Source organism: Streptosporangium pseudovulgare (assembly GCF_014648055.1).
Classification (GTDB): domain Bacteria; phylum Actinomycetota; class Actinomycetes; order Streptosporangiales; family Streptosporangiaceae; genus Streptosporangium; species Streptosporangium pseudovulgare.
The window spans coordinates 138,292-153,787 of record NZ_BMQJ01000009.1 but is presented as its reverse complement, the minus strand read 5'-3'; the positions used below and the strand labels follow the sequence as shown (position 1 = coordinate 153,787).

The window sequence follows — 15,496 nt, the reverse complement described above, 5'->3', positions numbered from 1 at the left end:
TCGTGATCGGCCCTTTCACGGGCGTTGCCGGACCGTGACCATGCCGAACCCCGGCTAGGATCGCGGCATGAACGATTCGGCGGACCAGCCCCGGATGCTGAGTCGTCCCGCGACGGGGCCGCTGGGCGAGGAGAGGTCATGACACAGCTTCCGCTGCGGGCTCAGCTCGCGAGCGCTCTCGGACGGACGGCCGCGACCCTGTCCCGGGCCACCGGCCGCGGCGACGGATCGGTGATCGGCGGCCGGATCGGCCTGGCGCTGGAGCCCGACCTGCTGAGCCAGCTCGCCCGGGACCGCAGGCTCGCACTGGTGAGCGCGACCAACGGCAAGACCACCACGACCCGCCTGATCACCTCCGCCCTCCAGGAGCTCGGCGACGTCGCCACCAACGCCTTCGGCGCCAACATGCCCGCCGGGCACGTGTCGGCGCTGGCATCGGCCAAGGACGCTCCGTACGGCGTGCTGGAGGTCGACGAGAAGTACCTCCCCGCGGTGATCGACGCCACCGGCGCGGGCGTGATCGCCCTGATGAACCTCAGCCGCGACCAGATGGACCGGGCGGGCGAGATCTGGCTGCTCGCCCAGAAGTGGCGGCGGGCCCTGGCCGGCAAGAACACCCACGTGATCGCCAACGCCGACGACCCGCTGGTCGCCTGGGGCGCCTCCACCGCCGCCCGGGTGACCTGGGTGGCGGCCGGGCAGCCCTGGAAAGAGGACTCCTGGTGCTGCCCCGAGTGCGGCGGCCCGCTCGACCGCAAGGGGGTCGACTACACCCCGCCGGGCGGCCACGTCGCCGGCGCGGCCCCCCTGGCGATGGTCCCGCGCCCGGTCGAGGACGACTGGGCCTGCCGTGAGTGCTCCTTCCGCCGGCCCCAGCCCTCCTGGTTCCTCGACGACGACGCGGTGATCGACCCGCGCGGGCAGCGCTGGGTCCTCGACCTCCAGCTTCCCGGCCGCGCCAACCGGGCGAACGCCGCGATCGCGCTGGCCACCGCCGAGGCGTTCGGCCTGCCGGTCCAGGCGGCGCTGCCCCGGCTGCGCGAGGTCAGGTCCGTCGCCGGCCGCTACACCACGGTGGAGCGCGACGGCCGTCGCGCCCGGCTGCTGCTGGCCAAGAACCCCGCCGGCTGGCTGGAGGCGTTCGACGTGCTCGACCGCTCGCTGCCGGTCATCCTCTCGGTGAACGCCCAGGGACCCGACGGCCGCGACACCTCCTGGCTGTGGGACGTCGACTACCGCGTCCTGCGCGGCAGGCCGGTCTTCGTGACCGGGGAGCGGATGCTCGACCTCGCGCTCCGGCTGGACGTGGCGAACGTGCCGTTCCAGCTCGTGGCGTCCTTCGAGCAGGCGCTCGCCGCGCAGCCGCCGGGCAAGGTCGACGTGATCGCCAACTACACCGCCTTCCAGCAGATCCGAGCGGAGTTCGACCGTGCAGTCTGACAGCATCCTGCGGCTTGTCTGGATCTACCCCGACCTGCTGAGCACCTACGGCGACCAGGGCAACGTCCTGGTCCTGGAGCAGCGCGCCCAGCGCCGCGGCATCCCGGTGCAGACCATCCACGTCCGCTCGGCCGACCCGGTGCCGGACAGCGGCGACATCTACCTCATCGGCGGCGGCGAGGACCGGCCGCAGATCCTGGCCGCCGAACGGCTGCGCCGCGACGGCGGCCTGCACCGTGCCGTGGCGCGCGGCGCGGCCCTGCTGGCGGTCTGCGCGGGCTACCAGATCATGGGCAGCACGTTCGGCGGCGAGGAGGGCCAGCCGGTCCAGGGCATCGGCCTGCTGGACATCGCCAGCGGCCGGGGCGCCGGCCGGGCGGTCGGCGAGCTGGCCGGGGAGGCCGACCCCGCCCTCGGCATCCCGATGCTCACCGGGTTCGAGAACCACATGGGCGTCACCCGGCTGGGGCCCGGCGTCCGCCCGCTGGCGCGCACCGCGGTCGGCACCGGCAACGGCGACGGCACCGAGGGCTGCTACGCCGGGAAGACCATCGGCACCTACCTCCACGGCCCGGCGCTGGCCCGCAACCCGGGCCTGGCCGACCTCCTGCTCACCTGGGCGGTCGGCGCGCAGCTCCCGCCGATCGACGACTCGTGGTACGACCGGCTCCGCCAGGAGCGGCTGACGGCGGTGCTCCCCCAGCAGGCCTGACGACCCGCCTCCCGGCGGATCGCCGCCCTTCAGTAGACCAGCGCCTGGACGCCCTCGGCGAGGACCTCCTCGACGAAGGTGGGAGCTCCCGCGATGCGCACGCCGTCGATCAGGTCGTCCGCCGTCATGTCCCGCCGGGCCGCGCACTGGGTGCACAGCGTCACCCGGCCCCCGGCGAGGACGGCGTCGAGCAGGTCTCCGAGCTGGGCCGCGTGCGGGAGCGTGAACTCCTTGGCCCGGCCGGGCAGGGCGAACCACGACGCCTCGCCGGTCAGCCACAGCGAGACGGGAACCCCGCTCGCCAGCGCCGCCGCGGCCACCGTGAACGCCTGGTTGCAGCGCTCGGGGGCGTCCGCGCCGGCGGTCACCTTTATCACCAGTGAACGTGCCATGGTACGCAGCCTAATGCGGGCGGGAACCGGGGGCGCGAGCCGTACCGGGGCGGCCTTAGGCTCGTGTCCATGGACGTTCCCGAACTGCACCCCGACCTTGAGCCGATCGCCTTCCTCCTGGGCCGGTGGGAGGGCGCCGGAGTGGGCGGATACCCGACGATCGAGAGCTTCAACTTCGGGCAGGAGATCGTCTTCGGTCACAACGGCAAGCCGTTCCTGACCTACACGAGCCGCACCTGGCTCCTGAACGACGCGGGCGAGCGGGTCCGCGAGCTGGCCACCGAGACCGGTTACTGGCGGCAGCTTCCCGGCCGCCAGCTGGAGGTGTGCCTGACGCACCCCACCGGGATCGTGGAGATCTACGTCGGCGAGGTCGTCTTCCACAAGATCGAGCTGCGCACCGACGTGGTCGCCCGCACCGCCACCGCCAAGGAGTACACCGCGGGCCACCGCCTCTACGGCCTGGTCAACGGCAACCTGATGTGGGCCTACGACATGGGCGCGGTGGGACAGCCGATCCAGTCGCACATCTCCGCCGAGCTCAAGAAGGTGGCCGACTTCGTGCCGGATGCCGGCTAGGGCCGGCAGGGGCCGACCGGGCCGCCGCGTGTCCGAGAGCCGGACGGGCGGCACCCGGGCAGGAGCGTTCACTCCTGGGCCGGCCCATCTCGTGTGCCCCCACGGACCTCCGGGAACGACGACGGCGCGCCTTCACCCCGGTGAGGCGCGCCGTCCTGGGACCGGGCAGGGCATCAGGCCCCGGGGTTCAGCATCGCCGCCGCAGTGGCCAGGTCGCTCTCGGCTCCGGTGGTCAGCGCGTACAGGGCGTACCCGATCGGGGAGGCGTCCCACAGGTGCTTCGCCTGGGCTGCCAGGCCGGGGTGGACATGCCCGCCCGCCTGCTCGTACGCGGTGAGGGTGGCCTGCAGCATCTCCTCGCCCGCGGCGCCGTACTGGGCGGACAGGTCACGGGCGGGGTCGTCCACGCGGGCGGTGGTCCAGTCCAGGACCCCGGTGATCGTGCCCTCCTCGTCGAACAGCACGTGCGCGGGGTAGATCTCGCCGTGGGTCATCACGGTCCGCTCGGGCCAGCAGGTGTCGTCCTCGAGCCAGGCCTGCCAGGCCTCCGTCAGGGCGGGGGAGACGGTGAAGGCCTCGCTCACACGGGCGATGTCGTCCCGCCACGCCTGACGTACCCGGGCCGGGGTGCGGACCTCGACGCCCGCCGCCTCGGCCTGCTCCGGGGTGATGGAGTGCAGACGGGCCAGCAGGCGCCCCAGACGCTCGGCGTAGCCCGGGCTGGCGGGGTCCATGTGCCAGTCGGGCTCCCCGGCGTCGGTCAGGGTCAGGCCCGGGGAGCCGGGCAGGGCCGGGTAGGCGATCAGCTCGGGGGAGCGGACCTGCCAGTCGGGGACCGCGACGCCGTGCTCGGCCAGGACGGGGGCGACCAGGTCGAGGATGCGCGTCTCGGCGGCCATGCCCTCGGAGACGTCGGCGCGGCGCGGTACGCGCAGCACCCACCTCCGGTCGGTCGCGTCGGAGGCCATGACGACGCGGTAGTCCAGGCCCGCCTCGTTCACGGTGGCGCCCTGCGCGGACAGGCGCGGGCCGTGGGCGGCGGCAAGGGCGATGACGTCATCGATCGTGTTCATTGGATCAAGATCTCACCCGCGTCCACGCCACTTCCAGCTTCCCCCCTCCGAGCCATGCCGCCTTCGAGCTTGATCGTCATCCGGTAAGGGCGTTCTTGGTGCCTATCGCGCTGCTTGCCCTTCTCCTTGATCATTGTGAGAGACACCACACGTTGACACCGACTCTGTCGACGCCACGCGGGGCTCCCGGTGCGCTGGGCGTCGGGGCCATCGCCTACCTGGAGGAGCAGTCGGGCCCGGTCCCGTCGGGCGTCCACGGCTGACCGGCCCCCGCGGCGCGCGTTCGGGGCGGATCGTGCGCGGGTAGGGGGAGGGAGGCTGTTAGCCGTCGGGGGAGGTCACGATGGGGGCTGACGGCGAGCCCGCAGGCAGCGGGCTGGCGTTCGAGGTGCTGGAACCGGCGCCGGTAGGCGTGGCGGTCGCGCGCGGCCCCGACCACCGCCTGGTCTACACCAACGCCGTCTACCGCTCCCTGTTCGCCGTCAGTCGCACCGGGCTGCCGGTCGAGGAGGCTTTCGCGGAGTTCGTCCAGGTGCACTTCCGCGCGCAGTTCGACCGGGTCTACGCCACCGGCGAGCCGTTCGTCACCACGGCGGAGCCGGAGTACGTCGTCGGGCCGCAATGCGACGAGCGGCGGTTCTTCACCTCCAGCCTGTCGCGCGTGGTCTTCGGGCCGGGCGACTATGGCGTGCTCGAAGTGGTGATGGAGGTGACAGACCAGGTCACCGCGGCCCGCCGGATCGAGGCCATCGCCGAGGAGCGCCGCCGCATCCTGCACCGCTACGAGAGCCTGATGAAGGTCAGCGCGCAGATCGTCTGGGTGACCACCCGCGACGGCTACGTGCACGAGCCCAGCCCGAGCTGGGAGCGGGTCACCGGGCAGCCGTGGGAGGAGCACCGCGGCCAGGGCTGGCTGAAGATGGTCCATCCCGACGACCGCCAGGACACGATCAGGTCGTGGTCCCGGGCGGTCGGCAGGGCCACCGACACCTGGGAGCACGTCTACCGGCTGCACACCGCCGACGGCTCCTACCGGCACTTCGAGCTGCGCGCCGTGCCCATCTGCGAGAACGGCCGGGTCGTGGAGTGGGTGGGGTCGTGCACCGACATCGAGGAGCAGTGGCAGGAGCAGCGGCGGCAGCGCCTGCTCGACAGCGCCGCGGCGGCCACGGCCCAGCTCACCAGCCTGGAGGAGATGCTCGGCGCGCTGTCGGACGTCATCGTGCCCGAACTGGCCGACGGCTGCGGCGTCTACCTCATCACCGACCTCACCGGCGAGCGGCGCGGCGGGGGGCCGTTCGTCATCGAGCGGTTGGTCACCGCGACACGTCGCGGCCTGGTGCCGCTGTCGCCGTACAGCGAGGAACAGCTCGACGACGGCAACGCCTTCGTGACGGTCGTACGCCGGCGGCGGCCCGTGCTGCAGACGTTCCCTGCCGGGTGCCCGCCGCCCGGCCTGGCGCCGGCGAGCACCCGTGCGTGGCTGGCGGCCAGCGGCGCCAACAGCATGCTGGTCCTGCCGGTCGTGGTCGACGGCGCGGTCCCCGCCGTGGTCGGGGTGGTGACGTGCGAGGACCGTCCGGCGATCAACCGGGCCGACATCACGCTGCTGGGCGACATATTCGGCCACGCCCACGACGCCCTGAGCCGGGCCATCCGCTTCCAGCGCACCCAGCAGGTCGCGCTGGCCCTGCAGTACAGCCTGCTCGCCGAGCCGCCGCGTCTGACCGGCCTGCGGATCGTGGCCCGCTACCGGGCCAGCCCCAGCGCCGCCGAGGTGGGCGGCGACTGGTACGACTCCTTCGTCCTGCCCGACGGCGTCCCGGCGCTGGTCATCGGCGACGTGGCGGGGCACGACCTGTCGGCGGCCGTTCTGATGAGCCAGTTGCGCAACATGCTGCGGGCGCTGGCGATGGACCGCTGCAAGCCGCCCGGCGAGATCTTGACCCGGCTCAACGCCGTGATGGAGTCGCTGTCCTCCGATGTCACGGCCACGTGCGTGTTCGCCCGCGTGGAGGAGGGCACCGGCGGCCACCGGCTGCGGTTCGCGGTGGCCGGCCATCCGCCGCCCCTGCTGGTCACCGCCCAGGGCCACGGACGCTTCCTGGAAGAAGCCGTCAGCCCGCTGCTCGGCTTCCCCGACGACGAGACCCGCGTCTCCCGGACCGAGCCGCTGCCGCCGGGCAGCACGCTGCTGCTCTACACCGACGGGCTCATCGAACGGTCGGGCGAGCACCTGGACCTCGGCCTCGGCCGCCTGCGCCGGGTGGCGGAGTCGCTCGCCGCCGAGCCGCTGGAGAGCTTCTGCGACCAGGTGCTCAGCGGCCTGCCCAGCACCGGCCTCGACGACATCGCCATCATCGCCCTGCGGCTCCCGCCCGCGGCCGAGGAGTGATCACGAGGGCAGCGGAATGCTCTCGCGCAGCATGTGCACCACGGCACGGTCGAACAGCGCCCGCGGCCACTCGATCGTCGACCACACCCGGGCGGCCAGGTGGTCGCGGACCTCCTGCTCGCGTTCGGAGAACTCCGACAGCTCCGGCAGGTCCCGGATCTCCCAGGCGTGCTCGTAGCCTTCGGCCTGGTCAGGTACTCCGGCGCGCACGCCGGGTCGATGCCGAGCCGCTCGGTGATGAACTCCAGCACCTGTCCCGGTACATCCAGTGGGTCTTCGGCCAGGAAGGTGCCGAGCATCCGCACGGTGCCCCACTGCACCGCCCACCCCGGCTTCGTTGCGGGGCGGCGCTCACCGGCCGGCGCCTGCAGCGTCTTGGCGTCCAGCCGGAAGAACCGCTCGAGCTCGGCCACCGACACCAAGGGCCGAAACTGGCGATAGCGGGCTACTTACTCATCTAAGAGGAAATCCACAGGCATGAGCAGGCGCGTCAGGGCGTTCGACCAGGGGGAACAGCCATCGTCACTGAATCGACGTCAAGATCGACTCTCTGGCGCCAAAATCCGGTCCGATCCTCCCCGGAGGCATCTGTCCGGGCGGTGACCCGCAACGGCCGCCGGCAGTGCTCACAGCGGCGCACCTACCCCAGCAGGCCGCTGGCAGGTATCCGCGTGGCGAGCCGGCCGTCGCCCTGGTGGCCGCGCCGGCCGTAGGCCACCCACCCCTCGACCGCGGCGACCGTCTCGGCCACCGCTTCGGCGAAGGTGTTCTCCACCACAGCCGACACCGCCGGGGTGGACAGGCCGTACAGCACGCTGACCGACTTCTCCACATCCAGCATGAGGTCGTAGCCGCGGTTGCCGACGCGCACCCGGGCGTTGCGCCAGCGGCACGCCTCGGCCGGCCGGTCCGCAGGGTAGACGGCCGCCAGGTCGACACCGGCCGCGCTCATCAGCCAGCCGGTAGGCCACCTGCCGGGGCCGGCGGACACCCGGGGAAAGAAAAGAACCCCGGGCCTGCTCCCGCCGTTCGCGGCGGGGCCGGATGGACCATAGACGGGATCTTCGCGTCCCGCCCTCCGGCAGCCCGGGGTTCCGGTGATTGTCATGGATTCGCCGAACGTCGCGAGACGTCCGGACAGAGTCCGGAGTCGCGGCGTCCTAGCGGACAGCCACCTCGCTAGCCCAAGAACTGTCAACCATTGTCTGGACCACCTCCTTTCTGCGTGCCCCAAAGCTACGCGCTCGGGTCAGCTGCGGGCAAACCTTTTTCCGCCGGGCGTCAGGTGGTGCCGAAACCTCGTCGACGAGTCCGTTGCCGACCCCCTATGTTGCAGATCATGGAAGAAAATCCCATTGCGGCTCAGTGCGACTGCGGTGCGGTGGCCGGCCCTCTGGGCGTATGCGTGGACTACTACCACGCGATCCTCGCCGAGGAGCAGGCTGATCCTCAGATGTACCGGTGGCACGCGCCTGTGGTCTGCGCGTACCTCCTGCAGCATCCCTCCAGAGCTCATGAGAAGTATCTCGACGGCCAGTTCCGACAGTTGCAGCTCTATCTGGACAAAGGTCTCGACGCGCTGCTTCGCGTGGCGGCCCATCAGGTGGCGCGGAACAGGCACGGGGCAGGATCGGGCTACGACATGGCGCCGTTGGCGGCATACGAACCGCTCCCGCCCGGTGGACCTCCGCGGCACTTCCGCGCCACGTTCTGCGGGTTGCCGTTCAGGGACGGCAGCTTCGTGTCCGACGGTCATTCGACGTACGGAGACCGCATCGAGGCCATCGTCGGAGCGACCGTGGAGTCCTGGAGATCCGTCCAGGCGTGAGACCCGGAGGCGGCTCCGCACCACCTCACCGGACGTGACCCGGGCCGAGCCCGCGGCGGGCTGCTCCCGCGGCGGAACAGACCCTAGACTCTGGGCATGTCCGAGACGTCGTGGCACGAGCAACTGCGGGCGCACGGTTACCGGGTCACCCCGCAGCGCCAGCTGGTGCTGGAGGCCATCAAGGCCGCCGAGCACGCCACTCCCGAGGAGATCTGCGCCAAGGTGCGGGAGACCGCGCGCGGGGTGAACATCTCGACCGTCTACCGCACCCTCGAACTGCTCGAACAACTCGGTCTGGTCACCCACACCCATCTCGGGCACGGCGCCCCGACCTACCATCTGGCCGCCGACGCCGACCACGTGCACCTGGTCTGCCACGAGTGCGGTGAGATCGACGAGGTCGCGCCCGAGCTGGTGCGCGACCTCGTGACCAGGTTCGACGAGGAGATGGGCTTCGCGGTCAACGTCCACCACCTGACGGTGTTCGGGCGTTGCCGTAAGTGCCGCTGAGGGCTCGTAGGCTTGGGACCATGCGAAGCCCTCTGCTGGACACTCCCGGCGCGGTCGCGGCCGAGGCCCCCGACGCCGACGTCGCCGGACATTACGGCGACCCGTTCGCCGAGCAGCGCGCGTTCCTCGCGGGCGAGGCGATGGTCGACCGGAGCAACCGCGAGGTCGTACGGATCTCCGGGCCCGACCGGCTGAGCTGGCTCAACGACCTGACGTCGCAGAAGCTCAATGACCTCAAGCCCGGCGTGCCGACCCAGACGCTGTTCCTGGACGCCCAGGGCCGCGTGGAGCACCACCTGACGCTCGTCGACGACGGCGAGGCCGTTTGGGCGCACGTCGAGCCGGGCACGTCGGCCGAACTGGTCGCGTTCCTGGAGAAGATGCGGTTCATGCTCCGGGTCGAGATCGCCGACGTGACCGGCGACTACGCGGTCGTGTCCGTCGCCGAAGGGACGCCGGTCACCCCGCCCGAGGGGTCCGTCGTCATCGGGGGCGACGTGCTGCTGCCGCGGGCGTTGCTGGCCGACCGGCTGGGCGGCATGGCCCTGGCCGGGCTGTGGGCCTACGAAGCGCTGCGGATCGAGGACCACCGTCCCCGCCTGGGCTTCGAGACCGACCACAAGACGATCCCGCACGAGGTGGGATGGATCGGCCCGGCGCTGCACCTGGGCAAGGGCTGCTACCGGGGCCAGGAGACCGTGGCCCGGGTGCACAACCTCGGCCACCCGCCGCGCCGCCTGGTCTTCCTGCATCTGGACGGCAGCGTGGACACCCTGCCCCGGCACGGCGACCCGGTGACCCACGACGGCGCGGAGGTCGGCTTCGTCGGCAGCGCCGCCCGGCATCACGAGCTCGGCCCGGTCGCGCTGGCCATGGTCAAGCGGACCGTGCCGGTGGACGCCACGCTCCAGGCCGGGGGAGTGGCCGCGGCGCAGGAGGTCGTCGTGCCGCCGGACGCCGGCCGCAACGTCACCATCGACCCCGCCCTGCGCCGCCGCATCCGCTGAGGCGGCGGCGCCGCCCTCCGGCGGCGGGTCCCTGAGGAACAAGCCCGGCCCCTCGGAGAAGGGCCGGGCTGTCCGGTGACCCCGGTTCGCCGGAAAGGCTCCGGCCGCCGGATGGCGACGGCCGCCGGTCAGGAGGCCATCGTGTGCAGGAGCGCGGCGGTGAGGGCGGCGCGCTCCAGCATGCCGTCCACGCTGATGTGCTCGTGCCGGGCGTGCGCGCCCGCGCCGACCGCGCCGAGCCCGTCGAGGACCGGCAGGCCCAGCGCGGCGGCGAAGTTGCCGTCGCTGGCCCCGCCGACCGAGCGCTCGCACAGGTCGAGGCCCAGCCGGGCCGCCACGTCGCGGGCCCGCCCGAACAGGCGGGCGGTGCCCTCGCTCCGCTCCATGACGGGACGGTTCCACCCGCCGGTGATCTCGATCGAGGCGCGGGGGTCGTGCGGGCGCAGGGCGGCCAGGGCCGCGTCCACCCGGGCCGCCTCGGACTGGCTGGCGACGCGGACGTCCACCTCGGCGCGGGCCGCGCCGGCCACGACGTTGGAGCCCGTGCCGCCCGAGACGACGCCGACGTTGACGGTCGTTCCGGCGTCGAGGTCGGTGAGGTCGTGCAGCAGGCGTACGGCCCGCGCCAGCTCGTCGATCGCGCTGGCGCCCTTGGCCGGTTCGAGGCCGGCGTGCGCCTCGACCCCGGTGAACTCCAGGCGGAAGATGCCGACGCCCTTGCGCTCGGTCTTCAGCGCCCCGTCCACGCTCGCCTCGAACACCAGCGCCGCGGCGACGTCACCGGCGGCCTCCTCGATCAGCGGCCGGGAGGCGGGGCTGCCGATCTCCTCGTCGCCGTTGAGCAGCAGCCGCAGCGGCGGCCGGGGAAGCCCGGCGGCGTCGAGCGCGCGCAGCGCCCAGACGAGCTGGACCAGCCCCGCCTTCATGTCGAAGACGCCGGGGCCGCTCGCCCGGTCCCCCTCGACGGTGAACGGCCAGGAGGCGAGGGTGCCGGCCGGCCACACCGTGTCGTAGTGGGCGAGCAGCAGGATCGGCGCGGTCCCCCGGCCGGGGTAGTCGTTGACCCGGATGTCGCCGTACGGCCCGCCGTCGACGCGCCGGGTGGCCGCGGGGGCGCCCAGCCGGGCGGTCAGGTAGTCGTCGAGCCACGCGAGGCCCGCGTCGAGCAGCGCCCTGTCGTTGCTGGGGGTCTCCAGCGAGACGTAGTCCGACAGGTCGGCGAGCATGTCGGCGCGGTGCTCCGCGATCCAGGCGTGCAGCGCGGGCGCGTCCGTCACGTCGTCCAGGCTCCCCGCGTCCACCGTGTCCCGCACATCGCTCATGCTCCCCGCGTCCACCGTGTCCCGCACATCGCTCATGCTCCCCGGCTCCTTCGTGTCCTGCACATCGCTCGTGCTCTCCGCGCCCGAGTCTCCCGCGTTCATCGGGCGGCCTCCAGGTCGCGCAGGTGGTCCTCGCTCATCGGGGCGCGTCCGGCCTCGACGTCGGCGAGGCGGGCGAGCACGCCGCGGGTCAGCGGGGTGGCGACGCCGGCCGCGTCCGCCTCGGCGAAGACGGCCCCGTAGTGGTCGCGCACCTCGACGGGGCGGTGCCGTACGGCGATGTCGCGCCAGATCCCGCTGCGGTCCTTGGGCTGGGTGCGCAGCCAGGCGGTGAGCCGGTCGGTCGCCGCCTCGCGAACGTTCTCCGGCGTGCCGGGCAGGTAGGCGGCGGGGTCGAACGCGTCGAACGGCTCCAGCCGGTGGCCCAGCCGCGCGGCGACCGCGAACACCTCGGCCACCAGGGCGTACATCAGCGGGCGGTGCCGGTCGATCAGGTCGGCCATCGGCGCGTCGGCCAACGCGGTCGCGGTCAGCATGATCCCGAAGCCCAGCTTGGACCACAGGTAGCCGTTGATGTTCCCGGTGGCCTTGGCGCCCAGCCCGGCGAGGTCGGAGACGATCCGGTCGACCCGGGGACCGGACTCGCCCGACAGCTCGCCGACCACGAAGGCGCCGGGGCCGCCGTCGCGGATGACGCCCGGCTCCACCACGTCGGCGAAGAGGTTGACGAACGCGCCCACGACGCGGTCCGCGCCGACGTGCTCGGCGATGAGCCGCTCGTTGAGCCCGTTCTGCACCGAGACGACGAAACCGTCGGGGGCGAGCCGGGGCGCGATCCAGCCGGCCGCGCCGTCGGTGGCCTGGGCCTTCACGCACAGCAGGACGTGCCGCAGCGGGCCGTCCACCTCCTCGGGGGTGGCGGCGCGGACCCGCGCGGTCTCGTCGCCCGCCGCCCGGCGGAGCACCAGCCCGTCGCGGCGGACCGCGGCGACGTGCGCGGGGTCGGCGTCGACGAGCAGCACGTCGTGCCCGCCCCTGGCGAGGTGGAAGGCGACGCTCCCGCCGATGGCCCCGCCGCCGACGATCGTGTACGGCGCGCCCGGGGCGACTCCCGCGGTCCCGGTGGTGCCGGTCGTGTCGGTGTTCCGGTCTGTCATGCGGTCTGCACCTCGCTCGTTCCCTTCCAGTGCAACGGCAGGGCGGTCGTGCCCGCCGAGGCTCCGCCGTCGACCCGCACCACCGTGCCGGTCACCCATTCGGCCTCCTGCCCGGCCAGCCAGCGCACGGCCCGGGCGATGTCGAGGGGCAGGCCGCGCCGTCCCAGCGGGTTGGCGGAGACGGCGTCGGCGTACTCCTCGGTGACGGGGTTGGCGGCGCTGTCGACGGTGACGAATCCCGGGCTGACCGCGTTGACCCGGACGCCGAGCGGGCCGAGTTCGACGGCCGCGGCCTTGGTGAGCATCTCCAGGGCGGCCTTCGACGTGCAGTAGTGCGCCGCGCCGGGGCGGGCCCGCAACGCGGCGCCCGAGGCGATGTTCACCACCGAGCCGGTACGGCCCGCGGCGGCGCAGGCCCGGCCGAAGGCCGCGGTGACCAGCATGGGCGCCCGCACGTTGACGTTCTGCACCCGGTCCCACTGGGCGGCGGTCATCTCCAGGAACGGCGTCGCCGGGTAGATGCCCGCCGCGTTGACCACGACGTCGACCGGCCCGCGGTCCCGCCAGGCCCAGTCGAGCAGCTCCGCGGCGGCGTCCGCGCCGGCCAGGTCGGCGACGATCTCGCCGACGTCGGCGCCGTGATCGGCGCGCAGCCGTCCGGCCAGGTCGGCCAGGGTGTCGGCCCGCACGTCGACGGCGGTGATCCGCGCTCCCTCCGCGGAGGCGAACAGTTCGCAGGTCCCGGCGCCGATGCCGCTGGCCGCTCCGGTGACGAGCACGTGACGTGGCCCGGCCATCAGGTCAGCTCCTTTCCCTTGGTCTCGGGCATGGTGGTGTAGACGATCACGCCGACGAGGGCCGCGGCGACCACGTAGAGCCACACCTGGTCGCGGTAGCCGTTCGAGCTGAGCCAGGTGGTGACGTACGGGGCGGTGCCCCCGAAGATCGCGACGGACAGGGCGTACGGCAGGCCGATGCCGGTGGTGCGGACCTCGGCGGGGAACTGCTCGGCCATGATGACGGCGCAGTTGGCGGAGTAGCCGACCAGGAAGACCATGCCGACGATCTCGATGACGAGCAGGGCCCCGAAGCCGCCGTCGAGGAAGTGGAAGGCCGGCCAGGCGATGACGAGGAAGCCCAGGGCGAAGGCGGTCATCGTGGGTTTGCGGCCGATCCGGTCGGAGAGCAGGCCGCCGAACGGCAGCAGGATCAGGAAGACGACGACCGCGATGGTGTTGGCGAGCAGGGCCTCGTTCAGCGGGATGCCGGTGTCGACGTGGGCGTAGGTCGGCATGTAGCTGACCCAGATGTAGTAGAGGAGGGTTCCGGCGATGGTCACGCCGGCCACGCGGAGCGCGGCCCGCGGGTGCTCCCGGAACATCGCGGTGAGCGGGTTGGCGCGGGTCCGGCCGGACGCCTCGACCTTGGCGAACGCCTCGGTCTCGGGGACCGAGACCCGCAGCCACAGGCCGATCAGGCCGAGCAGGCCGCCGACGGCGAAGGCGATGCGCCAGCCCCAGCTGCCCAGCGCGGCGTCGTCGAGGAAGGAGGTGAGGACGGTGCCGAGCGCCGAGGCGATCAGCACGCCGCCGCCGACCGAGACCTGCTGCCAGGACCCGGCGAACGCGCGCCGCCCGCTCGCGGCCGACTCGATGAGGAAGGCCGACGAGGTGCCGAACTCGCCACCGGCGGAGAAGCCCTGGACCAGCCGGGCGAGCACCAGGACGACCGGGGCGGCGAGGCCGATGGTGTCGTAGCCGGGGCAGATCGCGATCACGAAGGACGCCGCCGCCATCAGCGTGATGGTCAGCGTCATGCCCTTCTTGCGGCCGTGCCGGTCACCGTACGCGCCGAGGATCGCGCCGCCGATGGGGCGCATGAGGAAGCCCACGGCGAAGACCACCAGGGTGGACAGCAGGCTCGCGGTGGGGTTGCCGGAGGGGAAGAACTGGCGGGAGAACACCGACGCGAACGTGGTGTAGATGGCCCAGTCGACCCACTCGACGGTGTTGCCGATCGCGCCCGCGACGATCGCCCTGCGCTGCGCCGGGGTGAGGCGCGTGGCGGGTGCTCCGGCGGCTGTCTGGACGTTCATGGGGGTTCCTTCGGTGCTCTCTCGGGCGCTCGGGCCGGCTGTACGGCGGGCGGGTGCGGGGCTCACGGGGACTCCCGCAGGACGTACTCGGCGATGTCGGCGTGGGTGGCGTACCAGACGCCGTCGTGCCCGGCGATGTGGTCGAGCAGCTCGGCGAGCGCCGCCATCCGGGAGCGGTGCCCGATGATGTGGGGGTGCATGGTGAGCTGGAACAGCCCGCCCTCGGCGTAGGCGGCGTCGAACTCGTCGCGCCAGATGCCGGCGACGTCCCGCGGCGGGGTGTACGGCCGGAGCGCGCCGTAGCGCTCCATCATCAGGTACGGCGCGTCGTCCCTGATCCACTCGACCGGGATCTCCACGATGCCGGTCGGCTCGCCGTCGGCCAGCAGCTCGTACGGCTCGTCGTCGGCCATCAGCGAGGAGTCGTAGACGAGGCCGAGCTCGCGGGTGATGGCGAGCGTGTGGTCGGAGAAGTCCCACGAGGGGGTGCGGATGCCGACCGGGCGGGTGCCGCTGAGCCGCTCCAGTGTGTCGGCGGCGCGGAAGGCGAGCTCCCGCTCGTCGGCCGGGTCGAGCAGCATGTTGCGCTCGTGGATCCAGCCGTGCATGGCGACCTCGTGGCCGGCGGCGACGTAGTCGCGCACCTCGCCGGGGTGCAGCAGCGCGGACACCGCCGGCATGAAGAACGACGCCGGGATGCCGTGGCGGTCCAGCAGGCGCAGGACGCGGGGCGCGCCGGCGCGGGCGCCGTACTCCCCCTGGGAGAGCTTGCCCGGGCGGGTCTCGCCCTCGCGCAGCGGGATCGTCTCGTGGTCGGAGTCGAAGGAGAGCGCGACGGCGACCCGGGCGCCGCCGGGCCAGGAGGCGGGGGTGAGGCTGCGCCCGGCGCGCACCCGGTCGACGTGGCCGCGCCAGGTCTGCTCGGACCACTGCCAGGGCTGCTGCTCGGGGGCTTCGGTGGGGTCGGGGACACGGGCGGTCATGGC

The 15,496-nt window shown here is 72.9% G+C and carries 15 protein-coding genes and 1 pseudogene; 7 read left to right on the top strand and 9 right to left on the bottom strand.

Annotated features, from left to right (window positions below; all coding sequences use genetic code 11):
* Positions 1-138: 138 nt before the first annotated feature.
* Together IEZ10_RS19120 and IEZ10_RS19115 are read left to right on the top strand one after the other, a co-directional pair.
* On the top strand, positions 139-1,440 hold the full coding sequence (locus IEZ10_RS19120) for a MurT ligase domain-containing protein (RefSeq protein ID WP_179819900.1): 1,302 nt from the start codon (positions 139-141) through the stop codon (positions 1,438-1,440).
* Complete coding sequence (locus tag IEZ10_RS19115) at positions 1,430-2,152, top strand: type 1 glutamine amidotransferase (RefSeq protein WP_189247869.1); 723 nt, start codon at positions 1,430-1,432, stop codon at positions 2,150-2,152. The genes IEZ10_RS19120 and IEZ10_RS19115 overlap by 11 nt, the downstream gene beginning before the upstream one ends.
* A 29-nt stretch (positions 2,153-2,181) precedes the next feature.
* On the opposite strand, the gene IEZ10_RS19110 is transcribed toward IEZ10_RS19115, so the two are convergent.
* Positions 2,182-2,544, bottom strand: coding sequence for a DsrE family protein (locus IEZ10_RS19110; protein WP_189247868.1), 363 nt, complete (start codon positions 2,542-2,544; stop codon positions 2,182-2,184).
* 69 nt (positions 2,545-2,613) lie between these two features.
* Here IEZ10_RS19110 and IEZ10_RS19105 point away from each other — a divergent pair, with 69 nt between their 5' ends.
* Positions 2,614-3,123, top strand: a complete 510-nt coding sequence (locus IEZ10_RS19105) for a heme-binding beta-barrel domain-containing protein (RefSeq protein WP_189247867.1) — start codon at positions 2,614-2,616, stop codon at positions 3,121-3,123.
* A 173-nt stretch (positions 3,124-3,296) separates the two neighbouring features.
* Here IEZ10_RS19105 and IEZ10_RS19100 read toward each other — a convergent pair whose 3' ends face one another.
* On the bottom strand, positions 3,297-4,196 hold the full coding sequence (locus IEZ10_RS19100) for a macrolide 2'-phosphotransferase (RefSeq protein WP_189247866.1): 900 nt from the start codon (positions 4,194-4,196) through the stop codon (positions 3,297-3,299).
* A 343-nt stretch (positions 4,197-4,539) separates the two neighbouring features.
* Here IEZ10_RS19100 and IEZ10_RS19095 point away from each other — a divergent pair, with 343 nt between their 5' ends.
* Positions 4,540-6,591, top strand: coding sequence for a SpoIIE family protein phosphatase (locus IEZ10_RS19095; RefSeq protein ID WP_189247865.1), 2,052 nt, complete (start codon positions 4,540-4,542; stop codon positions 6,589-6,591).
* On the opposite strand, the pseudogene IEZ10_RS40415 reads toward IEZ10_RS19095, so the two are convergent.
* Positions 6,592-7,004, bottom strand: a pseudogene (locus IEZ10_RS40415) (DUF4158 domain-containing protein).
* 227 nt (positions 7,005-7,231) lie between these two features.
* Positions 7,232-7,543, bottom strand: a complete 312-nt coding sequence (locus tag IEZ10_RS19085; protein WP_373287409.1) for a relaxase domain-containing protein — start codon at positions 7,541-7,543, stop codon at positions 7,232-7,234.
* A gap of 375 nt (positions 7,544-7,918) precedes the next feature.
* On the opposite strand from IEZ10_RS19085, the gene IEZ10_RS19080 reads away from it, so the two are divergent.
* The 3 genes from IEZ10_RS19080 (at position 7,919) to ygfZ (ending at position 9,936) form a co-directional block, all read left to right on the top strand.
* On the top strand, positions 7,919-8,419 hold the full coding sequence (locus IEZ10_RS19080) for a DUF5946 family protein (RefSeq protein WP_189247863.1): 501 nt from the start codon (positions 7,919-7,921) through the stop codon (positions 8,417-8,419).
* Between the two features lie 96 nt (positions 8,420-8,515).
* The gene (locus tag IEZ10_RS19075) at positions 8,516-8,929 is read left to right on the top strand and encodes a Fur family transcriptional regulator (RefSeq protein ID WP_189247862.1); all 414 of its coding nucleotides are present in this window, start codon (positions 8,516-8,518) and stop codon (positions 8,927-8,929) included.
* 20 nt (positions 8,930-8,949) lie between these two features.
* Positions 8,950-9,936, top strand: coding sequence for a CAF17-like 4Fe-4S cluster assembly/insertion protein YgfZ (ygfZ, locus tag IEZ10_RS19070; RefSeq protein ID WP_189247861.1), 987 nt, complete (start codon positions 8,950-8,952; stop codon positions 9,934-9,936).
* A 128-nt stretch (positions 9,937-10,064) separates the two neighbouring features.
* Here ygfZ and IEZ10_RS19065 read toward each other — a convergent pair whose 3' ends face one another.
* From IEZ10_RS19065 to IEZ10_RS19045, 5 genes are all read right to left on the bottom strand, one after another.
* A complete protein-coding gene (locus IEZ10_RS19065) occupies positions 10,065-11,294 on the bottom strand; it encodes a M20 family metallopeptidase (protein WP_229811412.1) in 1,230 nt (409 codons plus the stop codon).
* A 62-nt stretch (positions 11,295-11,356) separates the two neighbouring features.
* Positions 11,357-12,415, bottom strand: coding sequence for a ketopantoate reductase family protein (locus IEZ10_RS19060; RefSeq protein ID WP_189247860.1), 1,059 nt, complete (start codon positions 12,413-12,415; stop codon positions 11,357-11,359).
* The gene (locus IEZ10_RS19055) at positions 12,412-13,212 is read right to left on the bottom strand and encodes an SDR family NAD(P)-dependent oxidoreductase (protein WP_189247859.1); all 801 of its coding nucleotides are present in this window, start codon (positions 13,210-13,212) and stop codon (positions 12,412-12,414) included. The genes IEZ10_RS19060 and IEZ10_RS19055 overlap by 4 nt, the downstream gene beginning before the upstream one ends.
* Positions 13,212-14,510: an MFS transporter gene (locus IEZ10_RS19050; RefSeq protein ID WP_189247858.1), complete on the bottom strand. Its 1,299-nt coding sequence runs from the start codon at positions 14,508-14,510 to the stop codon at positions 13,212-13,214. Before IEZ10_RS19050 ends, IEZ10_RS19055 begins: the two co-directional genes overlap by 1 nt.
* Positions 14,511-14,572: 62 nt before the next feature.
* Positions 14,573-15,493: a polysaccharide deacetylase family protein gene (locus tag IEZ10_RS19045; protein ID WP_189247857.1), complete on the bottom strand. Its 921-nt coding sequence runs from the start codon at positions 15,491-15,493 to the stop codon at positions 14,573-14,575.
* Positions 15,494-15,496: the final 3 nt, after the last annotated feature.